20 protein-coding genes are annotated in these 20,572 nt (G+C 66.1%); 2 read left to right on the top strand and 18 right to left on the bottom strand.

Annotated features, from left to right (window positions below; all coding sequences use genetic code 11):
• The first annotated feature begins 11 nt into the window (after positions 1-11).
• Positions 12-1,760 (top strand): allophanate hydrolase, encoded by a 1,749-nt coding sequence (atzF, locus tag MRY80_RS14075; RefSeq protein WP_293291660.1) that lies wholly within the window; start codon positions 12-14, stop codon positions 1,758-1,760.
• Here atzF and MRY80_RS14070 read toward each other — a convergent pair.
• The 13 genes from MRY80_RS14070 to MRY80_RS14010 form a co-directional block, all read right to left on the bottom strand.
• Entirely contained in the window at positions 1,718-2,383 is a 666-nt protein-coding gene (locus tag MRY80_RS14070; protein WP_293291659.1) for a GntR family transcriptional regulator, read from the bottom strand. The two genes, atzF and MRY80_RS14070, sit on opposite strands and share 43 nt — an antisense overlap.
• A gap of 51 nt (positions 2,384-2,434) precedes the next feature.
• Positions 2,435-2,821 carry an oxalurate catabolism protein HpxZ gene (hpxZ, locus tag MRY80_RS14065; RefSeq protein ID WP_293291658.1) on the bottom strand — a complete coding sequence of 129 codons (387 nt, stop codon included), beginning with the start codon at positions 2,819-2,821 and terminating at the stop codon, positions 2,435-2,437.
• Between the two features lie 4 nt (positions 2,822-2,825).
• The gene (locus tag MRY80_RS14060) at positions 2,826-3,596 is read right to left on the bottom strand and encodes a 5-formyltetrahydrofolate cyclo-ligase (RefSeq protein ID WP_293291657.1); all 771 of its coding nucleotides are present in this window, start codon (positions 3,594-3,596) and stop codon (positions 2,826-2,828) included.
• Position 3,597: 1 nt separating this feature from the next.
• A complete protein-coding gene (locus MRY80_RS14055; RefSeq protein WP_293291656.1) occupies positions 3,598-5,004 on the bottom strand; it encodes an AtzE family amidohydrolase in 1,407 nt (468 codons plus the stop codon).
• Positions 5,001-5,189 (bottom strand): DUF4089 domain-containing protein, encoded by a 189-nt coding sequence (locus MRY80_RS14050; protein ID WP_293291655.1) that lies wholly within the window; start codon positions 5,187-5,189, stop codon positions 5,001-5,003. Before MRY80_RS14050 ends, MRY80_RS14055 begins: the two co-directional genes overlap by 4 nt.
• Positions 5,186-5,866, bottom strand: a complete 681-nt coding sequence (locus tag MRY80_RS14045; protein ID WP_293291654.1) for an isochorismatase family cysteine hydrolase — start codon at positions 5,864-5,866, stop codon at positions 5,186-5,188. Before MRY80_RS14045 ends, MRY80_RS14050 begins: the two co-directional genes overlap by 4 nt.
• A gap of 1 nt (position 5,867) precedes the next feature.
• Positions 5,868-7,418, bottom strand: coding sequence for an ABC transporter ATP-binding protein (locus MRY80_RS14040; protein ID WP_293291653.1), 1,551 nt, complete (start codon positions 7,416-7,418; stop codon positions 5,868-5,870).
• Positions 7,418-8,149, bottom strand: coding sequence for an isochorismatase family cysteine hydrolase (locus MRY80_RS14035; protein ID WP_293291652.1), 732 nt, complete (start codon positions 8,147-8,149; stop codon positions 7,418-7,420). The genes MRY80_RS14040 and MRY80_RS14035 overlap by 1 nt, the downstream gene beginning before the upstream one ends.
• A 4-nt stretch (positions 8,150-8,153) precedes the next feature.
• A complete protein-coding gene (locus tag MRY80_RS14030; RefSeq protein ID WP_293291651.1) occupies positions 8,154-9,170 on the bottom strand; it encodes a formamidase in 1,017 nt (338 codons plus the stop codon).
• A gap of 13 nt (positions 9,171-9,183) precedes the next feature.
• Positions 9,184-10,104, bottom strand: a complete 921-nt coding sequence (locus tag MRY80_RS14025) for an ABC transporter permease (protein ID WP_293291650.1) — start codon at positions 10,102-10,104, stop codon at positions 9,184-9,186.
• Positions 10,101-11,174, bottom strand: a complete 1,074-nt coding sequence (locus MRY80_RS14020; RefSeq protein WP_293291649.1) for an ABC transporter permease — start codon at positions 11,172-11,174, stop codon at positions 10,101-10,103. Before MRY80_RS14020 ends, MRY80_RS14025 begins: the two co-directional genes overlap by 4 nt.
• A gap of 97 nt (positions 11,175-11,271) precedes the next feature.
• A complete protein-coding gene (locus MRY80_RS14015; RefSeq protein WP_293291648.1) occupies positions 11,272-12,384 on the bottom strand; it encodes a BMP family ABC transporter substrate-binding protein in 1,113 nt (370 codons plus the stop codon).
• Between the two features lie 342 nt (positions 12,385-12,726).
• A complete protein-coding gene (locus MRY80_RS14010) occupies positions 12,727-14,061 on the bottom strand; it encodes an 8-oxoguanine deaminase (protein WP_293291647.1) in 1,335 nt (444 codons plus the stop codon).
• A gap of 188 nt (positions 14,062-14,249) precedes the next feature.
• Between MRY80_RS14010 and rbsK the strand changes: the two genes are divergently transcribed.
• On the top strand, positions 14,250-15,173 hold the full coding sequence (gene rbsK / locus MRY80_RS14005; RefSeq protein ID WP_293291646.1) for a ribokinase: 924 nt from the start codon (positions 14,250-14,252) through the stop codon (positions 15,171-15,173).
• A 14-nt stretch (positions 15,174-15,187) separates the two neighbouring features.
• Here rbsK and MRY80_RS14000 read toward each other — a convergent pair whose 3' ends face one another.
• From MRY80_RS14000 to MRY80_RS13980, 5 genes are read right to left on the bottom strand one after another with little or no spacing between them, the layout of a single operon-like run.
• Positions 15,188-15,958: an enoyl-CoA hydratase gene (locus MRY80_RS14000; RefSeq protein WP_293291645.1), complete on the bottom strand. Its 771-nt coding sequence runs from the start codon at positions 15,956-15,958 to the stop codon at positions 15,188-15,190.
• A gap of 3 nt (positions 15,959-15,961) precedes the next feature.
• Positions 15,962-16,849 carry a 3-hydroxyisobutyrate dehydrogenase gene (gene mmsB, locus MRY80_RS13995; RefSeq protein ID WP_293291644.1) on the bottom strand — a complete coding sequence of 296 codons (888 nt, stop codon included), beginning with the start codon at positions 16,847-16,849 and terminating at the stop codon, positions 15,962-15,964.
• A gap of 16 nt (positions 16,850-16,865) precedes the next feature.
• Positions 16,866-17,906 carry an enoyl-CoA hydratase/isomerase family protein gene (locus MRY80_RS13990; protein ID WP_293291643.1) on the bottom strand — a complete coding sequence of 347 codons (1,041 nt, stop codon included), beginning with the start codon at positions 17,904-17,906 and terminating at the stop codon, positions 16,866-16,868.
• 1 nt (position 17,907) lies between these two features.
• Positions 17,908-19,050 (bottom strand): acyl-CoA dehydrogenase family protein, encoded by a 1,143-nt coding sequence (locus tag MRY80_RS13985; protein WP_293291642.1) that lies wholly within the window; start codon positions 19,048-19,050, stop codon positions 17,908-17,910.
• A 4-nt stretch (positions 19,051-19,054) separates the two neighbouring features.
• Positions 19,055-20,554: a CoA-acylating methylmalonate-semialdehyde dehydrogenase gene (locus MRY80_RS13980; protein WP_293291641.1), complete on the bottom strand. Its 1,500-nt coding sequence runs from the start codon at positions 20,552-20,554 to the stop codon at positions 19,055-19,057.
• Positions 20,555-20,572: the final 18 nt, after the last annotated feature.

The raw sequence follows: 20,572 nt of genomic DNA, 5'->3' as shown, positions 1-20,572 counted from the left end.
AGGAGTTTTCTGTGCGATCAAATGGCAGGCCCTTTTCCTGGTGGCGCAGCCTTTCGGCGGTCGAAGCCGTTCGCCAGGCCTATGACGCGATCCGCGCGGCAAACGATCCGGCGATCTTCATCGCCTTGAAAGACGAGGAAGCGGCGCTCGCCGAGGCCGCCGCGCTCGACGCGGCGGGACCGGAGGGCAAGCCGCTCTTCGGCCTGCCCTTTGCGGTCAAGGACAATATCGATGTCGCCGGCATGCCGACGACGGCCGCCTGCCCGGATTTCGCCCACGACGTCGAGACATCGGCCTTCACCGTGGCGCGACTGGAGGAAGCCGGCGCGATCTGCATCGGCAAGACCAATCTCGACCAGTTCGCCACCGGCCTCGTCGGCGTGCGCTCGCCCTATGGCGTGCCGAAGAACGCGCTCGATCCGGCGCTCATTCCGGGAGGCTCGTCGTCCGGCTCGGCCGTCGCGGTGGCCATCGGCGCGGCCGCCTTCTCGCTCGGAACCGACACCGCCGGTTCCGGACGCATTCCCGCCGGCATGAACGGCATCGTCGGGCTGAAGCCCAGTGTCGGCCTCCTGTCGGCGACCGGCATGGTCCCCGCCTGCCGCACCCTCGACACCATCTCCGTCTTCGCCCCGACCGTCGCCGACGCGGCCGAAGCCACGGCGGTCGCGCAAGGCTATGACGCGGCCGATTTCATGTCACGCACCCTGCCGTCCGCCGGCGTCCTGCCGCTTCCGCCGCACTTCACGGTCGGCGTTCCGCTTCCCGAACAACGGCAGTTCTTCGGCGATGCCAAATCGCAGGCAGCCTTCGAGGCCGATCTCGAAACGCTGGCCGGCCTCGGCGCGATCATCCGCGAGATCGACTTCGAGCCGCTCCACGCCGTCGCCCGCCTGCTCTACGAGGGCCCCTGGGTCGCCGAGCGCTACCATGCGATCCGCGAGATCATCGAAACCCGGCCGGACGTGCTGCATCCCGTCACCCGCAAGATCATCGGCGGCGCGGACGGCATCACAGCAGTCGACACTTTCGACGCCATCTACAAGCTTCAAACCCTGAAACGCGCCGTCCAGCCGACGCTCGCCGGCCTGGATTGCCTCGCCGCGCCGACGGTCCCGGCCGTCTACACCGTGGCCGAGGTCGAGGCGGATCCGGTCCAGCTCAACTCCAATCTCGGCACCTACACCAATTTCGTGAACCTGCTCGACCTGGCGGCGATCTCCGTGCCGGTCGGCACCCGCGCGGACGGCCTGCCCTCCAGCCTGACGCTGATCGGCCCCGCCGGCAGCGACGCCCGCCTTGCCGGCTACGCCGCGGCGCTGGAGGCCGGCGCACGGCCCGAGGCCGTCCCGGCCGCGCCGGAAGGCTCGATCACGCTGGCGGTCGTCGGCGCGCATCTCTCCGGCATGCCGCTCAACCACGAACTGACCGATCGCAACGCGGTCTTCCTGCGCGCCCTCACCACCACCGCGGACTACCGGCTCTATGCGCTGGACGGCACCGTGCCGCCCAAGCCGGGCCTGCTGCGCGTCGAGGCGGGCACGGGCGAGACGATCGCGATAGAACTCTGGGCGCTTTCGCCGGAGGCCTTCGGCACCTTCGTCGCGAACATCCCCGCCCCGCTTGGCATCGGCACGCTGGCATTGGAGGACGGATCGTCGGCGAAGGGCTTCCTGGTCGAGGCCGAAGCGGTCAAGACCGCCCGCGATATCTCGTCCTACGGCTCCTGGCGGGCGTTCATAGCCGACGGCGCATCCTGAGCGTCGCCCGCGAAGACATGCCAGGCCTCTTCGACGAGGCCGATATGATCGCGCATCGCGGCTTCGGCCGCGGGCCGGTCCGCACGCAGGATCGCTTCGACGACGAGCGTATGCTCGGCGTGAGACGCCTGCAGGCGCCCGAGCTGGTGAAACTGCGCGCGCCGGAAGGGCTGCAGCCGGATGCGGGTGTTCAGCGTGATCTCCGCCAGATAGGCGTTCTGCGTGCCTTCGTAGATCGCGTTGTGGAACGCCTCGTTGGCATGGGTGTAGGCGGCGGTCTCGCCCTCGCGCACCATCTCCGCCATGTCATCGTGCAACGCCTCGAGCGCACGCCGCTGCACCGGCGTCATCGCCGCCGCCGAGAAGCCGGCGCACAGCGATTCCAGGTGGCCCATGACGATGAAGATGCCGGAAAGGACGCTCTGGTCCGGTTGCGTCACGATCGCCTTGCGATGCGCCCGCAATTCAACGAGGCCGGACGAGGCCAGCACCCGCAACGCCTCGCGCACCGGCGTGCGCGACACGCCGAAATCAGCCGCCAGCTGCCGCTCGTCCAGCGGCGTGCCGGGCAGCAGGTCGCCGCTCACGATCCGCCGCGCAACCTCCAGCCTGACGGATTCCACGGATGTCTGCGGTGGTGATGCGAGCGCGTCCATGGAGCACAACGATACCAATCACGCCGGCTCGTCAATGATCGAAACATGCGCTGCGACGACGCGCCAGCCGTCTTCCATCCGCGCCCAGCTTTGCATCTGCCGGCCGATCTTGCCCGTCGCGCTCTCACGGCGGAACAGCGTCGAAGCGGTGGCGAAGTCCGTGCCGAACGTCGTGATCACCGTGCGCTCCAGGTCGCGCTCCAGCCCCGCGGACGGACGCCCCTTGCGAAAGGCGAGGATCTCCGAGACCCCGTAGAGGTTCTCGCCGCCGCCATAGCGGATCGTCCGCTCGTCCTGCCAGAACAGTTCGTCCAGCGTGGCGACGTCATTGCCGACCAGCGCCTTCTCGTAGCGGTCGAAGACCGCGGTCACCTCTGCCAGCGTGGCGGGATCGTTGATCACCATCGCCTCAACCCGCCTTCCGCGCGAGCATCCGGTCGCGCAACGCCTTCAGAAACGGGATCGTCTCGAACTGGTCTTCCTGCACGAAATCCCAGGCGACGCCCTTCGGCCGCGGCTGGGTGTTGCCGGTGACGATGAGCTCCTTCTCGGTCGCGACGAAATCGAGCGGCGAATCATGGGCCAGCATGAAGACGCGCGCATTGTCGACCAGCTGCGAGGAATGCACCGACGTCGCCATCGGCGTGTCCGGCCCTATCGTGCCCAATTCGCGGAAGATGCCGGTCTCGAGATCGGCGAAACCCGCGCCCTTGCCGGTGCGGCCGCCCTCGCGACTCACCGCCACCGAGCCGACAATGGCGAAATCGATCGGCTCGACATCCTCGAAGCCGATGCGCTCGCCATGCATCATGTAACCTTCCGACGTCGCCGCCAGTTCGAAGGACACGCCCTTCTCGATCAGCTTCTTCGGGTCGATCCGCAGATAGGGGAAATCCTTCGTCAGGTAAGGCACCGGCGCATACAGCATCTTGCCCTCGTAGAGCGCACGCAGCCGGATCGGGATCTGCGGCGGATCGGGATTGCACTTGACCGTCTTGGCCCGTTTCCAGGCGTCCGTCTGCGCCAGGTGCCAGGCCGCCATGTCCGCGCCGATGAAGTTGGGGATGTGGCTCCATGTCGGGCCCATGTTCATGCCGCCCTGCTCCAGTCCGCCCCAGACCTCCGAGCGCACCGCGTCCTTGTCGCTGTTGCGACCAGCCCAGCGTCCCTGTTTTTCCATGTCAGTGTCCTGTGATGTTCGCGACCGGCGCTGCAACGACGCCGGCCTTCTCCAGTTGATGCGCCAGGCGCAGCGCGAGATCCTCGCGCCATGGCGCGGCGATCAGTTGCACGCCGATCGGCAGCGCCTCTCCGTCGGTCCAGACCGGCACCGTGACGACGGGCAGGCCGATGAAGGAAATCGGCTGCGTGAACAGGCCGAGATTGGGACGAACGGGCATTTCCACCCCGTCCAGCACCATGGTCTGCTGGCCGATCCGCGGCGCCCGGCAGGGCGTGGCCGGCGCGAGGATGACATCCACCGTCTCGAACAGCTTCAGCATCTTCTCGCGATAGATGCGGCGCAGCTTCTGCGCCTTCGTGACCCACGCTCCGGGGATCATCGCCCCGGCGATCAGCCGGTCGCGCACGTCCGGGTCATAATCGGCATGCCGCGTCTTCAGCCGGTCGAGATGCAGCGACGCACCTTCCGACATGGTGATCAGATAGGCCGCGCCCCGCGCCGCCTTGGCGTCGGGTATGTCGACGGTTTCGTCCGATCCGACCGCCTGCGCGATGCGCGCCACGGCCTCGAAAGCCTCCGGAAGCGCGCCCTGCGCGAAATAGCCGCCCGCACGCGCGACACGCACGCTGTCCGCGCCGGCCTCTAGGTTCGCCGCCACCGGTTCCGGCGTACGATCGGTGCAGGCGGGATCTTCCGTGTCCGGCCCCTGCATCGCGTCATAGGCGAGCGCCAGATCGCTCACCGACCGGGCGATCGGTCCAAGGTGATCGAGGCTGGCGACGAAGGGAAAGGTCCGGGCGCGCGACAGCCGGCCATAGGTCGGCTTCAGGCCGAACAGACCGCACAGCGACGAGGGCACCCGGATGGAGCCGTTGGTGTCTGAGCCAAGCGTGATCGGAACCATGCCGGCCGCCGTGGCCGTGCCCGAACCGCCCGACGACCCGCCGGACATGTAATCTGGATCATGCGGATTGCGCGACGGTCCGTCATGGGCGTTTTGTCCCGTGAAATCATAGGCATATTCACCCATATTGAGCGCGCCTGTGAGGACAGCGCCCGCCGCTTCCATGCGTTCCACCAGCGCCGCGTCTTCATCGGCCGGCGGCAGATCCCGGTTGATCTTCGAGCCGGCGAGCGTCGAAATGCCCTTCACGTCGAACAGGTTCTTGACCGCGAAAGGCACGCCGGCGAGCGGCCCCGGATCGCCACCGGCGGCGATCTGCGCATCGACGGCGTCGGCCTTGCCCAGGGCCCGGTCCGTGGTGATCGCGGTGAATGCGCCCAGATGCGGGTTCAGCGCTTCGGTGCGCGCCAGGAAGGCCTCCGCGACCGCGCGCGCGGTCAGGCGTCCGCCCTTGACGGCCGCCGCGATCTGCGCGCCGGTCATGTCAGTGATGGCTATCATGTGCGGAACACCGGCGCCGGTTCCGCCTCGTCGGACGTGTCGAAAGACAGGACGTCGGCGGCGATGGCGCGCGCGACCGTCAGGTGGCCGGCGATGCCGGGCCGGTAGGACTCTTCCACGGGCAGGTCGAGAAAGGCGGCCATCGCATCGATCATCGCCTCGACATCGAACGTGTCGTCGCTCATGCCGTCTCCTCCGCCCCGGCCAGCGCGGCGTCGAGATCGCCCAGCTTGCCGACCCATCCGACGATGCCGCCCTGCGCGACGATCATCTCGATGGTGGACGCCTTGAACTCCGAGAAATAGCTTTCCGTCGCTTCCTCGATCAGCAGGCACTCATAGCCGCGATCATTGGCCTCGCGCATCGAGGTCTGCACGCAAACCTCGGTCGTGACGCCCGCGAAGACGAGATGAGTGATGCCGAGATCCTGCAGCCTTTCATGCAGCCCGGTCGCCCAGAACATGCCCTTGCCCGGCTTGTCGATCACGATCTCGCCGTCCTTTGGCGCCAGGTCGGCGACGATCTGGTTGCCCGGTTCGCCGGTCACCAGCAGGCGCCCCATCGGCCCCTCCTCCCCGATACGCACCGAAGCGCTTCCGCGCCGGATCTTCGACGGCGGACAGTCGGAGAGATCGGCGCGATGCGCCTCGCGCGTATGCACGATCGGCCAGCCGCGCGCGCGGAACAGCCCGATCAGAGCCGCCGTGTCCGGAATGATCGCCAGGAGCCGCGAGACGTCATTGCCGAGCGCGTCGCCGAAGCCGCCCGGCTCGATGAAATCGCGCTGCATGTCGATCACCACCAGGGCGGTCTTGCCGGGATCGAGCGTGTAGTCATAGGGCCTTGCCTTGACGCTGATCATCTCAGTGTCCCGCCATGTAGGTGCCGATCGTGTTGCGGTCGGTCTCCCCGATGGGCGAGACATAGGTGATCTTGCCCTCCGACATTACCGCGACGCGGTCCGACAGTTCCAGGATCTCGTCGAGATCCTCCGAGACGAGCAGCACCGCCGCGCCATTGTTGCGCTGGTCGATGATCTGCGCGCGAATTTCGGCAACGGAAGCGAAATCCAGACCGAAGCAGGGATTGGCGACGATCAGCACCTTGACGTCGTGCGACAGTTCGCGCGCCAGGATCGCGCGCTGCACGTTGCCGCCCGACAGGTTCTCGATGGGCGTGTCCGTCGATGGCGTCTTGACGCGGTAGCGCTCGATCAGCCCGGCGGCGCGGTTCTTCATCGCGTTCGGCTTCAGCCACCACCCCAGATTGGCCTCCGGCGCCTTGTCGAAGGTGCGAAACGCGATGTTCTCGGCCACGCTCATACGCCGGACCGCGGCGTTGCGCAGCGGCTCCTCGGGAAGGCCGAACACCTTGAACGTGTCGTAATCGCCACGCGAGCAGTCGAACTGCTTGCCGTTGATGAACACGCCCCCGTCCTGGATCGGCCGCTGGCCCGACAGCGCCTCGACCAGTTCGGACTGGCCGTTGCCGGAAACCCCGGCGATGCCGACGATCTCGCCGCCGCCGATCTTCAGGTTGACGCCGTTGACCGTCGGCAGGCCTTCCTCGTCCTTGACGACGATGCCGGCCAGTTCGAGTTCGACGTCGCTGCTCACATCGGCCGTGCGCGCCGCGCTCTCGCGGATTTCGGCGTCGCCGATCATCATCGTCGACATCTCGGCCGTCGACAATTGCCCCACCTTGCCGCTGCCGACGGACTTGCCGCGTCGCAGCACGGTGACGTTGTCGGTGAACGCCGTCACCTCGCGGAACTTGTGTGTGATCATCAGCACCGTGATGTCGCCCGCGCGCGCCATGTCGTGCAGGAGGCCCAGCACCTCGTCGGCCTCGCCCGGCGTCAGCACCGAGGTCGGCTCGTCCAGGATCAGGAAATGCTGATCGAGATAGAGCTGCTTGAGGATTTCCAGCTTCTGCTTCTCGCCGGCGGACAGGCTCGCCACCGGTTCGGTCAGCGGCACGCGGAACGGCATGCGGTCCATGAAGGCGTCGAGTTCGGCGATTTCCTTCTTCCAGTCGATGACGTTGGGCACGTCGGCCCTGGAGATCACCATGTTCTCCGCCGCCGTCAGGCAGGGCACCAGCGTGAAGTGCTGATAGACCATGCCGATGCCGGCGGCGCGCGCGTCCTGCGGATGGCGGATCGGCGTCTCCTGGCCGTTGATCAGCAACTGCCCGTGGGTCGGCTGGTAGAACCCCATGATGCATTTGACCAGCGTCGACTTGCCCGCCCCGTTCTCGCCGAGAAGCGCGTGGAACTCGCCCGGCTCCACCTTGATCGACACGTCGTCGAGCGCCACCAGCGAGCCGAAGATCTTCGTCATGCCGACCGTCTCGATGCCGATGGCGCGCTTCGCCTTCGCCGGCGCCTCGGGGGTCAGGACAGCGCTATCCATCAGATCGTCTCCACGGTTTCGAGGAATTGCGTGCTGGTCGCGACCGCGCCGAACACGCCGCCCTGCATCTTGATCATGTCGAGCGCCGCCAGGTGGTTCTCCAGCTTGGTCGCCGCCGTGCAGTCGGAGAGGAGCAGGCACTCGTAGCCGCGATCGTTGGCGTCGCGCATCGTCGTGTGCACGCAGACGTCGGTCGTCACGCCGGTCAGGACGATATTTCGGATGCCCCTGGTCTGCAGAACCAGATCGAAATCCGTCGCCAGGAACGAGCCCTTGCCCGGCTTGTCGATGATCGGCTCGCCGGCGACCGGCTGCAGTTCCGGGATGATCTCCCAGCCGGGCTCGCCGCGCACCAGGATGCGCCCGCACGGCCCCTGGTCGCCGATGCCCGCGCCGATGCGCTGCGACCGCCAGCGCTTGTTGGCCGGCAGGTCGGAGAGGTCCGGCTTGTGGCCCTCGCGGGTGTGGATGACGGTGAAGCCCTTCGCCCGCACGCCCTCCAGCAGCGCCGCGATCGGCTCGATCGGCGCTCGCGTCAGCGACAGGTCGTAGCCCATCGAATCCACGTAGCCGCCCGGCGCGCAGAAATCGGTCTGCATGTCGATCACCACGATGGCGGTGTTCTCCGGCCGCAGGTCGCCGTCGAACGGCCAGGGATAGGGATCCGCGTCCACCGTCCGCGCATGGGCGACCAGCGCCGCCTCGATCCGTTCGTCGCCGAGCTTGTCCATGGCCCTACTCCGCCGCCTCGCGCGCCTTTTCGCCGTAGAGGCGGTCCGGCTCGGCAAAGCCGCAGGAGGTTCCGTCGGTGTGGACCACCTCGTCTTCCCACGGCAGCCTGTAGGTGCCGGCCACCATGTCCTGCATGAAGGTGTAGGGGCAGTCCTGCGCCCCGCCCTTCACCGCGACGTATCCGCGGTGCCCCAGCTGATAGATGTTGTTTTCCACCGACCAGTGCTTGCGCGCCTCGCGCACGAGGTCCGGCCGCACTTCGGCGGTGATGATCTCGTCGGCGCGGCCCGTCGTGCCATGCGCGATCACCGTGCCGTCGAAATTGACGATCATCCCCTCGCCCATGGAATCGAACGTGCCGTCGGAGCCGCACATGCAGACATTTGCCGTCACCATCAGGTTCTGGAAGGCGTTCGCCTGGTTGGTGAAACGCCAGCTCTCGCGGATCGGCGCCGTGTAGCCGGCGGTCCGCAGCATGATCTCCGCTCCCTTGTAGGCGCATTCGCGCGCCATTTCGGGGAACATGCCGTCATGGCAGATGATCAGCGCCAGCTTGCAGCCCTTCGGCCCGTCGATCACCGGGATGCCGAGATCGCCCGGCTCCCACGGCTCGACCGGCACCCAGGGATGCAGCTTGCGGTAATAGAGCTGCAGCTCGCCCTTGTCGTCGATCACGAGACCCGAATTGTAGGGCATGCCGCCGGGATTGTACTCCATGATGGAGAAGCAGCCCCAGATCGCGTTGTCCTTGCAGGCTTTCTTGAAGGCCGCGACCTCCGGCCCGTCCATCGAACACATGATCGCCGGATTGATGTCCATCGACAGCCCGTGCAGGGCGTATTCGGGGAACACGACGAGATCCATGGTCGACATGTTGCGGCGCGCCTTGCCGACCATGGAGACGATCTTTTCCGTCTGCGCGGCCAGGTCCTCCGGGGTCTCCACCACCGGAAGCTGCAGCTGCACCAGCCCGATCACCACGCCGTTGGGTGTCTTGTTCAATCCGCCGAGAGCGCTCATCGTCCGGGTTCCCCTATTTCGTGATCGACAATTCGCCCGGCGCCTCGCGCGCCGAAGACGAGGACCGCGCCGAGGCGATCATGATGAAAAGCGTCAGGATGTAGGGAGCGGCGTTGAAGAAGTAGTAGCCCTGGCTGATGCCGACGGACTGCAAGGCCGGACCGATCGCGCCGGCGGCTCCGAACAGCAGCGCGGCGACGATGCAGCGCAGCGGGTTCCAGCGCGCGAAGATCACCAGCGCCACGGCCATCAGGCCCTGGCCGGAGGACAGCCCCTCGTTCCAGCTTCCCGGATAGGACAGCGACAGGAACGCGCCGCCGACCCCGGCGAGAAACCCGCCGATCGCCGTCGAGGCGATGCGCACCCGGTGGGGCTGCACGCCCATCGCGCGCGCCGCCGGTTCGGAATCGCCTGTCATCCGCACGATCAGGCCCCAGCGCGAATTGGCGAAGGCCCACCACATCACGATGGCGACGACGATGCCGACGAAGAAGAGCGGGTTGATGTCGAGCGCCTGGCGCAGTCCGGGGCTGTCGCTCCAGGACCCCAGCGGCAGCGCCTCGAGACGCGGCGCGGACGGCTGGATGTAGGGCTTGCCGAAGAAGAAGGCGACGCCGGTGCCGAACGACATCATGGCGATGCCGACCGCGATGTCGTTGACCCGCGGAAGCGAACAGATGACGCCGTGCATCGATCCCAGGAACACGCCGGAGACGCCGGCGGCCAGAACGCCGAGCCATGGCGTGCCCGTGTGGTAGGACACCGCATAGGCGACCATCGCGCCCAGCACGAGATTGCCTTCCAGGCCCAGATTGATGCGGCCGGATTTCTCCGTCAGCGTTTCGCCCAGCGCGACGAACATGAAGGGCGTCGACACGCGGATTGCGCCTCCGAGCATGGAGATCAGGATGGTGGCCAGAATTCCGTCGCTCATGTCCGGTCCGCCCCTGCTTTCTGCTGGAAGATGGCAAAGCGCCCATAGAGGGTTTCACTGGTCAGCAGCACCACGAAGATGATGCCCTGCAGCACCAGCGCGGTGGCGTCCGGCATGTCCATGCGGCGCTGGATCAGCCCGCCCGACGCGGCGATCGCGCCGAACATCACGGCGACGGGCACGACCACGATCGGGTTGTGGCGGGCGAGGAAGGAAATCAGGATGCCGGTGAAGCCGTAGCCGGCCACCAGCGAGGCGTTGGCCTGGCCGTGAATGGCGGCCACCTCGAAATAGCCGGCAAGCCCGGCGCAGGCGCCGGCGATCGCGGTGCAGGCCACCACCAGCCGGCCGACGGGCAGGCCCTGCGCCAGCGCGGCGCGGGCATTGCCGCCCGTAACGCGGGCCGCGAAACCGAAAGTCGTCCGGTTCATCAGCAATTGCAGCACGACCGCCAGGATCAGGCCGGCGAGCAGGCCCCAGTGGACATCCGTCCCGGGGATCGTGCCGACCATGTAGTCCTTGCCGATCGGCATGGTCGACGGCTTGTTGGCGGAGCCGGGATCGCGCAGCAGGCCCTCGACGAAGAAGTTCATGATGGCGATGGCGATATAGGTCATCAGCAGCGACGAGATGGTCTCGTTCACGCCCCGCGCATGGCGAAGCCACCCCACGATGGCGATCCAGGCCCCGCCCGCGATCATCGCCGCGATGGCCATGAGCGGCATGGTGAGCACCACCGGCACCCCGCCGGTGACCAGCGGAATGGCGATCGCGGCGGCGGAGAAACCGCCAAGCACCAGCGCGCCCTCGGCGCCGATCATCGTCAGGCCGATCTGCGCCGGAATGGCGAAGGCCAGGCCGCACAGGATCAGCGGCGCGGCGCGCTGCAGCGTGTTCTGGATCGAGAACGAGGTTCCGAACCCGCCCTTCCAGAGCAGCTGGAAATAGTCGACCGGCGACTTGCCGAGAAAGATCAGGAATATCGAGAAGATCAGCGCCGAAACGACGAGCGCGCCGACCGGAATGGCAACCGCCTCCGCCCATGCGCGAAATTTCGTGCTGTCGGTCAAACGAACCGGAGTATCTGTCGTAACAGCCGTCATCTGCCTGCCGCCGGAAAGGGGATGGGAAGGGGCGGCCGAAGCCGCCCCGCAACGCATGTTCCGATCAGGTGATCGAGCCGGAAACGCCTTCCAGCAGGTAGTTCATGCCGTCGAGGACCGGATCGTAATTGTCGTAGGTCTTGTCGATGACGACATTGCCCTTGTTGTCCTTGAGCGGACCGACATAGATCGGCTTCTCGGCCTTAAGCCCCTCGATGGCGGCCTCGGCGGCAGCGATCGCTTCCGGCGTCGCACCGGCGCCGAACGGCGTGTTGCGCACCATGTCGTTGTGGTAGCCGCCGGCCACGAAGTTCGGCAGTTCCTCGCCCGCGGCGAGCTTCTCGGCATACATCGTGTAGATGGTTTCCCACTTGTATTCCGCGCCGGTGATGAAGCCCTTCGGCGCGAGCGGCGCCTGGGAGGCGTTGTGGCCGCAGCTCTTCACGCCACGGGTTTCGGCGGTCTCGATCACCACCTTCGGGCCGTCCACGTGACAGGTCAGCACGTCGCAGCCCGCGTCGGCGAGCGCGTTGGCGGCCTCGGCCTCGCGAACCGGCATCGACCACTCACCGGTGAAGATCACCTGCACCGTCGCGTCCGGATTGACGCTGCGCGCGCCCAGAAGCACCGAGTTGATGTTCGACAGGACGGACGGGATCGGCTTGGCGGCGACGAAACCGATCTTGTTCGTGGTCGTGGAAAGGCCGGCGGCGACGCCGTCCACATAGTGTGCCTGGTTCAGGTAGCAGAAATAGCTGCCGGCGTTCTTCGGGTCCGTGTCCGCATTCCACAGCGGCGCCGCGTGACGGAACTGGACGTCCGGATATTTGGCGGCCAGGTCGAGAACGAAGGGCTTGTAGTAGCCGAACGACGTGGCGAGGATCAGGTTGGCGCCGTCCAGGTTGATCATCGACTCCATGGACTTGGCGACAGCGTCCGTCTCCGGAACGTTCTCTTCCTCGATGACGGTGACATTGTCGACGCCCTTGAGGATTTCCATGGCGACGGCATGCGCCTGGTTCCATCCGAAATCGTCGCGCGGACCGACATAGACGGCACCGACGGTGACGCCGGCCGCCTGCGCGGAACGGATGGCGCCGAGCGGCAGCGCCGTGGAAGCGAGGCCGGCCGCGCCCGCCTTCAGCAATGTACGTCTTGAAACCCCGTGAATTGACATATCCGGCTCCTGTTTTGGCTTTCCCTTCGGACGGCGCCGTTGGACGCGCCTCCTGAAACAGGCGAAGCAAACGATGTGCCAGACTCCGGGCCGCGCGAGGCCGGATTTCAAAACATTGATATCGCTATGACTTTCGACGCCGGCCGGCGAAAGCGTCCCGCGCGTCGGTACTGCCGGCACGCCTACGCTTGAACATTTCCTGACCAGAATCCGAAGTCTGCCTAAAATTTAGACGGAAAAAGGCATTTGGCATACAATTTGGAGATCGGCCGGATCGGCACGGAATCCGATCCGGGTGCGGCCGGAGCCGGCTTACGGCGACAATCAGCCGAAGCGCGCGCCTCAGTCGAATATGCGCGCCGCCTTGGAGTGCTCGGCGATCAGCGCCGCGACGTCGAGGCCGGGGATTGCGCCGTCGATCACCCGCCACTCGCCAGCGACCATCACCCGGTCGGCCCGCGTGGCGCCGCAATGGACCAGCGCCGCGATCGGATCGTGATTGCCGGAAAAGCGCATCTCGTCGAGCGTGAACATCGCCAGGTCCGCCTGCTTGCCGACGGCGATCTCGCCGATGTCGTCGCGTCCGAGGCACCGCGCCGACCCCTTCGTCGCCCAGCGCAGCGCGTCGCGATGGGTCACGCGGTCGGCCGACTTGTAGCCCAGCCGGTTGACCATCAGCGCGTGGCGCACCTCCTCCATGAGGTTGGAGCCGTCATTGGAAGCCGACCCGTCCACGCCGAGGCCGACGGGGCTGCCGGCGGCTTCCAGGTCCAGCGTCGGGCAGAAGCCGGAGGCGAGCACCGCATTCGAGGTCGCGCAGTGGCAGACGCCGACGCCGTGATGTCCGAGCTTCGAGCAATCCTCGGCGGTGAAATGGATGCCATGCGCCAGCCAGACGCGCGGCTGCAGCCAGTTGCAGTCCTCCAGCCAGTCGATCGGCCGATAGCCGAACGTCGCCTTGCAGAACTCTTCCTCGTCTTCCGTCTCGGCGAGGTGGGTGTGCAGCTGGCAGTCGTATCTGTCGGCCAGGTCGGCGCTGTGGCGCATCACCTCGCGCGAGACGTTGAACGGCGCGCAGGGCGCCAGCGCGATCTGCGTCATCGCCCCGTCGGAGGTGTCGTGATAGGTCTGCAGCACGCGCTCGCTGTCGGCGAGAATCGTGTCCTCGTCCTGGACGATATGGTCGGGCGGCACCGCGCCGTCCTTCTGCGACAGGGACAGCGAGCCGCGGGTGATGGTCGCGCGCAGGCCGAGCGCCTTCGCCTCTTCCACCTCGATGTCGGTGGCGTCTTCGAGCCCCTTGAAGACCATGTAATTGTGGTCCATCGCCGTCGTGCAGCCCGACAGCAGCAATTCGGCCATCGCGAGCCTTGCGCCGACGCGGAACATGTCGCGGTTGAGCCGGCCCCAGATCGGGTAGAGCGCGACGAGCCAGGGGAACAGTTCCTTGTTGTAGGCCTTCGGGTGTGCCCGGCTCAGCGTCTGGAAGAAGTGATGATGCGTGTTGATCAGGCCGGGCAGGATCGCGTGCCGGCTGGCGTCGAACACGGAATCGACCGGCTGCGCGGGCTCCTTTCCGGCCGCCACGAGTTCGACGATCCGGCTGTCTTCGACGACGATCCCGCCGCCGGCGCCTTCTGCCAGGATGGCGAGCGGATTTTTGATCCATAGGCGCATTGGTCGTCGACTCCGTGTTGCATGCATCTCGTTTTTCGCACTGCAACAAATCACGAAAGCCGGCCCGCCCAAAGAAGAAATTTCGCGCGCGGCGGCAGTTCGACGACAACCTCGCCGCACCGATTGACGCGCCCGCCCCGAGGCGCGACAAGGCTTGACCGCGCAAACCCGGAAAACAGGGGGATTCCATGACCGGCCCGATCGTCATCCTGGGCATATTCGTCGCCGACGCCACCTTCCGAACCCCCCGCCCCCCAAGGACGGGTGAGACGCTGATCGGCAGCGGCTTCGCGCTGGGGCCCGGCGGAAAGGGATCGAATCAGGCGGTCGCCGCGGCGCTTGCCGGAGGCCAGGCGCGGTTCCTGACCCGGCTCGGCTTCGACACGTTCGCCGACATGGCCTTCAAGACCTGGCAGGACGCAGGCGTCACTCCGGTCGTGATTCAGGACGATAAGAGCTACACCGGCGCCGCCGGCATCTTCGTGCAGGAAGCGTCCGGCGACAATGCCATCATCGTCTGCCCCGGCGCCGCCAACGAGATTTCGCCCGCCGACATCGACGGCTGGTCAGAGGAAATTCGGGGCGCCGGCGTCTTCATGACCCAGTTGGAACAACCACTTAGCGCAGCCCTCCACGGCCTGCGCACCGCCCGCGACTTCGGCGTGACGACGATCCTCAACCCGGCCCCCGCAGCAAAGCTGCCGACCGACATGCTCGCCCTGTGCGACTACGTCACCCCGAACGAAACCGAAGCCGAAGGCCTGACCGGCATCCCAGTGACCACCATCGACGACGCCCGCCACGCCGCCGAAAAACTGCTGGGTCTGGGATCGAAGGCCGCCATCATCACGTTGGGCGCGAATGGCGCGCTCTTTCACGACGGCGACCAATCCGTTCATGTCCCTGCCTTCAGCGCAGGGCCTGTCCATGATACGACCGGCGCTGGCGACTGTTTCAATGGCAGCTTCGCTGCGGCGCTCACCCTAGGTGCCGATCCGGTCAACGCCGTCCGCTTGGGATGTGCGGCCGCGGCGATTTCGGTTACCCGTCCCGGCGCCGCCGCCTCCATGCCGACCAGGGCCGAGATCGAGGCTATGATCGCGAAGGCCTGATCACGTTTGAGCGGTCATTTGTTCTTGAAGCTCGGCGTGCGCTTGTTGACGAAGGCGTCCATGCCTTCCTTCTGATCCTCGGTCGCAAACAGCGAATAGAAGACCCGCCGTTCGAAACGGATGCCCTCTCCCAGCGACGTTTCGAAGGCCCTGTTCACCGCTTCCTTGGCGATCAGCACCGACGGGCGGCCATAGGAAGCGATCGTCTTCGCGGCCTCCAGCGCCTCGCCCATCAGCTTCTCGTGCGGCACGACCCGCGCAACGAGCCCGGCGCTCTCGGCCTCCGCGGCATCCATCATCCGACCGGTGAGAATGAGGTCCATCGCCTTCGCCTTGCCGACAGCCTTGACCAGCCTCTGCGTTCCGCCCCAGCCCGGGATCACGCCGAGCTTGATTTCCGGCTGGCCGAACCTCGCCTTCTCGGAGGCGATGACAACGTCGCACATCATGGCGATTTCGCACCCGCCGCCCAGCGCGAAGCCATTGACGGCCGCGACCATGGGCTTGCGCGTGGCGGCGAAGCGCTCCCACCCCGCCTGAACGTCGGCCATGAACATGTCCATGTAAGACTTGTCGGCCATCTCCTTGATGTCGGCGCCTGCGACGAACGCCTTGTCGCCCTCGCCCGTGATCAGGATACAGCCGATCGCGTCATCCGCGTCAAATGCCTCCGCCGCTTCCAGGAGCCCCGCCATCACCTCGTGATTGACGGCGTTGAGAGCGTTCGGACGGTTGATCGTGATAATGCCGACACCGTCTTCGACGGAGGTGATCACATCGTTCATGGCTCAGCTCCGCGATGCCGTTTTCAGGAATTCGATGATGCCGGAGAAATCCTTGCCGGCGCCGCCTTCAGCAAGGAACGTTTCGTAGAGGTCCTTCGCGTGAGCGCCCATCGGCGTGGCCTGGCCGGATGCCTCGGCGGCTTGCTGTGACAGGCCGAGATCCTTGAGCATCAATTCGGCGGCGAAGCCGGGCTTGTAATCATTGTCCGCCGGGCTCTTCGGTCCGACGCCTGGTACCGGGCAGTACGTATTGACCGACCAGCAGAAGCCCGACGACGTGGAGATGACGTCGAAGGCCGCCTGCGCCGACAGGCCGAGCTTTTCGGCGAGCGCGAAGGACTCGCAGGCCCCGATCATCGAGATCGCCAGCAGCATGTTGTTGCAAATCTTGGCCGATTGGCCCGCCCCGCCGTCACCGCAATGGACAAGCTTGCCGCCCATGATGTCGAGGATTGGCGCCGCCTTGTCGAAAGCCTCCTTGGAGCCGCCGACCATGAAGGTCAGCGTACCGGCCACTGCGCCGCCTGTGCCGCCGGAAACCGGCGCGTCGAGCGGCAGCAAGCCGGCCGCGTTCGCCATTTCATGCGCCTTTTTCGCGCTGTCGACGTCGATCGTCGAACAATCGATCACGACCGCGCCTTTTCTCGCCGCCGGCACGATCTCATCAAAGACTTTCAGCACGATCGGCCCGTTCGGCAGCATGGTGATGATGAATTCGGCGTCCGACACGGCTTCGGCGGCGCTTTCGGCGATCGCCATGCCCTCCATCTTCGCCGTTTCCAGTGCGGCAGGGACGGTGTCGAAGGCGTCGATCTCGTGGCCGGCTTTCCTGAGATTGACGGCCATCGGCATGCCCATGTTGCCCAGCCCGATGAATGCGATCCTGCTCATGCGGTCTCCTCCTCCCTCAAAGCGTCAATTCGTCGTCGCCGAGCGGCGCGAGCATGGCATCGACCTGCGCCGGCGTGACGTCGTCCAGCCGCGCGATCCGCCATTTCGGATCGCGATCCTTCTCGATGATCTGCGCCCGTACGCCCTCCAGGAATTCGCCTTGCGACATCGAGCGGTATGTGAAGCGGTATTCGCGCCGCAGCGCCTCCTCGACCGTGTCGGCATTGCGCACGTCGCGGATCAGCTCAAACGCGCACGCAAGCGAGATCGGGCAGCTCCGACGGATCATGCCCGCCGCCTTCTGCGCGAATTCCGACGGGTCGGCTTCCAGCGACCGCAGGCAGTCAAGCGCTGTGGCCCGCCCGAAATGCCGATCGATCGTCTCGAGCCAGGGCGCCAAACCCGCCCCGCCCGGAGCATCGGCAAAGGCGTCGATGGCTCGCGGATCGGCCGTTTCCTCCAGCCGAGCCTTCAGCGCAGGCAGGTCATCGGATCTGACCGCCACATCGGCAAAGCCGGCGTGGATCGCGTCGCCGGCGTCCATCCGCCAGCCGGTCATCGCCAGGAACTCGCCGAGATGCTCCGGCGCGCGCGCCAGATACAGCGAACAGCCGACATCGGGAATGAGCCCGATGCCGCATTCCGGCATGGCGACCATCGAGCGTTCGGTGACGACGCGATGCGACCCGTGCACGGAGATGCCGGCACCGCCGCCCATGACGATGCCGTCCATGATCGCGACATAGGGGATCGTCGAGTGGGCGATTTTGGCGTTCATCCGGTATTCGTCCGACCAGAACGTGCGGCCATAGGAAAAATCGCCGGCCGTTCCGGTGGAGTGCATCGCCGCTATGTCGCCGCCGGCGCAAAAGGCGCGGTCACCCTCTGCATCGACCAGGATCATGTCGACGGCTTCGTCCGCCTGCCAGCGGTCGAGCGCCGCCTCGATCGCCATCGCCATGTCGTAGCTCAGCGCATTGAGCGCCTTCGGCCGTGTCAGGGTGATGCGCCCGCATCGCCCCGTCTCCCGGATGTCGATGTCTTCGTCGGTTCCCAAATCAACGCTCCGCCAGCATGTGCCGCGCCACGATCACTCGCATGATCTCGTTGGTGCCTTCCAGGATCTGGTGCACCCTGAGGTCGCGCACGATCTTCTCCAGTCCGAAATCGGCAAGATAGCCGTAGCCGCCATGGATCTGCAGCGCCTCGTTGGCGACGTTGAAAGCGGCGTCGGTGACGAAGCGCTTGGCCATGGCGCAATGCTTGGTCGCGTCGGGCGCGCCTGCATCCAGCTTCGCGGCCGCCTGGTAGAGGAAGATCCGCGCCGCCTGCAACTGCGTTTCCATGTCGGCCAGCTTGAACTGCAGCGACTGGAAATCGGCAATCGGCCTGCCGAAGGCCTTGCGTTCCCTGGCATAGCCCAGCGCCTTGTCGAGCGCCGCTTGCGCCGCGCCGAGCGCGCTTGCCGCGATGTTCAGCCGGCCGCCGTCCAGGCCGGCCATCGCATAGCGAAAGCCCTTGCCCTCCTCGCCGAGCAGATGATCGGCGGGCACCTTGCAATCGTCGAACTGCACCTGCGCGGTCGGCTGCGCCCGCCAGCCCATCTTGCGCTCGTTCGCGCCGAAGGAGAGCCCCGGCGTGCCGTCCTCCACCAGCACGGCCGAAATCCCGCCCGGCCCCTCACCGCCGGTGCGCACCATCGCCAGATAGAGGTCGGAAAACCCGCCACCGGAAATGAAGGCCTTGGCGCCGTTGAGCTTCCAGCCGTTGCCGTCGCGCTCGGCCTTCGTCTTCAGCGACGCTGCGTCCGAACCCGCGCCAGGCTCGGTCAGGCAATAGGACGCGATCAGTTCCATTGAGCAGAGTCTCGGCAACCAGGCCTGGCGCTGCTCCTCGGTGCCAAACCGGTCGATCATCCAGGCGACCATGTTGTGGATGGAGATGAAGGAACCGATCGACGGGCAGCCATGCGCCAGCGCCTCGAAAATCAGCGCGGCGTCCAACCGGCCGAGGCCAGATCCGCCGACATCCTCGCGCACATAGATCCCGGCCAGCCCCAATGCGCCGACCGATCGAACGACGTCCTCAGGAAAGTGTCCGGTCTCGTCCCACTCGATCGCCTTCGGGGCGAGATTGTCATCGGCAAATCCACGCGCCATCTCCTGGATGGCGCGCTGTTCTTCCGAGAGATCGAAGTCCATGGCGTCAGCTCATCGTCGGGATGACGAATTCCGCGCCGTCCTTGATGCCGGACGGCCAGCGCGACGTGATCGTCTTGGTCCGCGTGTAGAATCGGAACGCGTCCGGGCCGTGCTGGTTCAGATCGCCGAAGCCGGACCGTTTCCAGCCCCCGAAGGTGTAGTACGCCAACGGCACCGGGATCGGCACATTGACGCCGACCATGCCGATATTGACGCGTGCCGCGAAATCGCGGGCCGCGTCGCCGTCGCGCGTGAAGATCGCGACGCCGTTGCCGTATTCATGGCTCATCGCGAGATCGAGCCCTTCCTCGTAGGTCTTGGCGCGCACCACCGAAAGGACCGGTCCGAAGATCTCTTCCTTGTAGATCGCCATGTCCTTGGTGACATGGTCGAACAGGCAGCCGCCGATGAAGAAGCCGTTCTCGTAGCCCTGCATCGAGAAATCGCGGCCATCGACGACCAGCTCCGCGCCGTCCTCGACGCCCCTGTCGACATAGCCCCTGACGCGGTCATAGGCGGCCTTGGTCACCAGCGGGCCGAAATCGGCATCGTTGCCGGCGGTGTAGGGCGCGATCTTGAGGTTCTCAACACGCGGAACAAGCTTTTCCATCAAGCGGTCGGCCGTGCCCTCGCCCACCGGAACGGCGACTGAAATCGCCATGCAGCGCTCGCCCGCCGCGCCATATCCGGCACCTACAAGGGCATCGACGGCCTGGTCCATATCGGCGTCGGGCATGATCAGCATGTGGTTCTTCGCTCCGCCGAAGCACTGCACCCGCTTGCCGGCGGCGCAGCCCCGCGCATAGACATATTCCGCAATCGCGGTGGAGCCGACGAAACCGACAGCCATGATGTCGGGATGATCGAGAATGCCGTCCACGGCCTCCTTGTCGCCATTGACGACATTGAGCACGCCCTCGGGAAGACCCGCTTCCAGCATCAGTTCGGCCAGCATAATCGGCACGGACGGATCGCGTTCCGACGGCTTCAGGATGAAGGCGTTGCCCGCAGCGATCGCCGGGCAGAATTTCCACATCGGGATCATCGCCGGGAAGTTGAACGGCGTTATGCCGGCTACGACGCCGAGCGGCTGGCGCACGGAGTGAATGTCGATACCCGGCCCCGCGCCCTCGGTGAACTCGCCCTTCAGGAGATGCGGCGCGCCGATGCAGAATTCGGCGACCTCAAGCCCGCGGATCACGTCGCCCTTGGCGTCCGGCAGCGTCTTGCCGTGCTCGCGAGAGAGCGCCTCGGCCAGCTTGTCCATGTCGCGATGCAGAAGATCGACGAACTTCATCAGGACGCGGGCGCGGCGCTGCGGGTTGGTGGCGCCCCAGCCGATCTGCGCCGCCTTGGCGTTCCCGATCGCAGCCTCAAGCTCCGACGCGCTGGCAAGCGCGACCTTCGCTTCGACCTCGCCGGTCGCCGGGTTGTAGACGTCGCTGAAACGACCGCTTGTTCCGGCGACATGCTTGCCGCCGACGAAATGTCCGATCTCGCGCATGAACTCCTCCCTGAAGTC

The sequence above is a fragment of the Oricola sp. genome (assembly GCF_022763245.1).
GTDB lineage: Bacteria > Pseudomonadota > Alphaproteobacteria > Rhizobiales > Rhizobiaceae > Oricola.
Note: the sequence above shows the minus strand (reverse complement) of the source record. Positions and strands in the feature narration are given on the sequence as shown.

Bases quoted from the DNA above. Each gene is read 5' to 3' on its own strand.
- hpxZ (WP_293291658.1), bottom strand. From the start codon at position 2,821: ATGGTGATCAACGATCCCGCCACGCTGGCAGAGGTGACCGCGGTCTTC.
- MRY80_RS14060 (WP_293291657.1), bottom strand. From the start codon at position 3,596: ATGGAAAAACAGGGACGCTGGGCTGGTCGCAACAGCGACAAGGACGCG.
- MRY80_RS14055 (WP_293291656.1), bottom strand. From the start codon at position 5,004: ATGATAGCCATCACTGACATGACCGGCGCGCAGATCGCGGCGGCCGTC.
- MRY80_RS14050 (WP_293291655.1), bottom strand. From the start codon at position 5,189: ATGAGCGACGACACGTTCGATGTCGAGGCGATGATCGATGCGATGGCC.
- MRY80_RS14045 (WP_293291654.1), bottom strand. From the start codon at position 5,866: ATGATCAGCGTCAAGGCAAGGCCCTATGACTACACGCTCGATCCCGGC.
- MRY80_RS14040 (WP_293291653.1), bottom strand. From the start codon at position 7,418: ATGGATAGCGCTGTCCTGACCCCCGAGGCGCCGGCGAAGGCGAAGCGC.
- MRY80_RS14035 (WP_293291652.1), bottom strand. From the start codon at position 8,149: ATGGACAAGCTCGGCGACGAACGGATCGAGGCGGCGCTGGTCGCCCAT.
- MRY80_RS14030 (WP_293291651.1), bottom strand. From the start codon at position 9,170: ATGAGCGCTCTCGGCGGATTGAACAAGACACCCAACGGCGTGGTGATC.
- MRY80_RS14025 (WP_293291650.1), bottom strand. From the start codon at position 10,104: ATGAGCGACGGAATTCTGGCCACCATCCTGATCTCCATGCTCGGAGGC.
- MRY80_RS14015 (WP_293291648.1), bottom strand. From the start codon at position 12,384: ATGTCAATTCACGGGGTTTCAAGACGTACATTGCTGAAGGCGGGCGCG.
- MRY80_RS14010 (WP_293291647.1), bottom strand. From the start codon at position 14,061: ATGCGCCTATGGATCAAAAATCCGCTCGCCATCCTGGCAGAAGGCGCC.
- rbsK (WP_293291646.1), top strand. From the start codon at position 14,250: ATGACCGGCCCGATCGTCATCCTGGGCATATTCGTCGCCGACGCCACC.
- MRY80_RS14000 (WP_293291645.1), bottom strand. From the start codon at position 15,958: ATGAACGATGTGATCACCTCCGTCGAAGACGGTGTCGGCATTATCACG.
- mmsB (WP_293291644.1), bottom strand. From the start codon at position 16,849: ATGAGCAGGATCGCATTCATCGGGCTGGGCAACATGGGCATGCCGATG.
- MRY80_RS13985 (WP_293291642.1), bottom strand. From the start codon at position 19,050: ATGGACTTCGATCTCTCGGAAGAACAGCGCGCCATCCAGGAGATGGCG.
- MRY80_RS13980 (WP_293291641.1), bottom strand. From the start codon at position 20,554: ATGCGCGAGATCGGACATTTCGTCGGCGGCAAGCATGTCGCCGGAACA.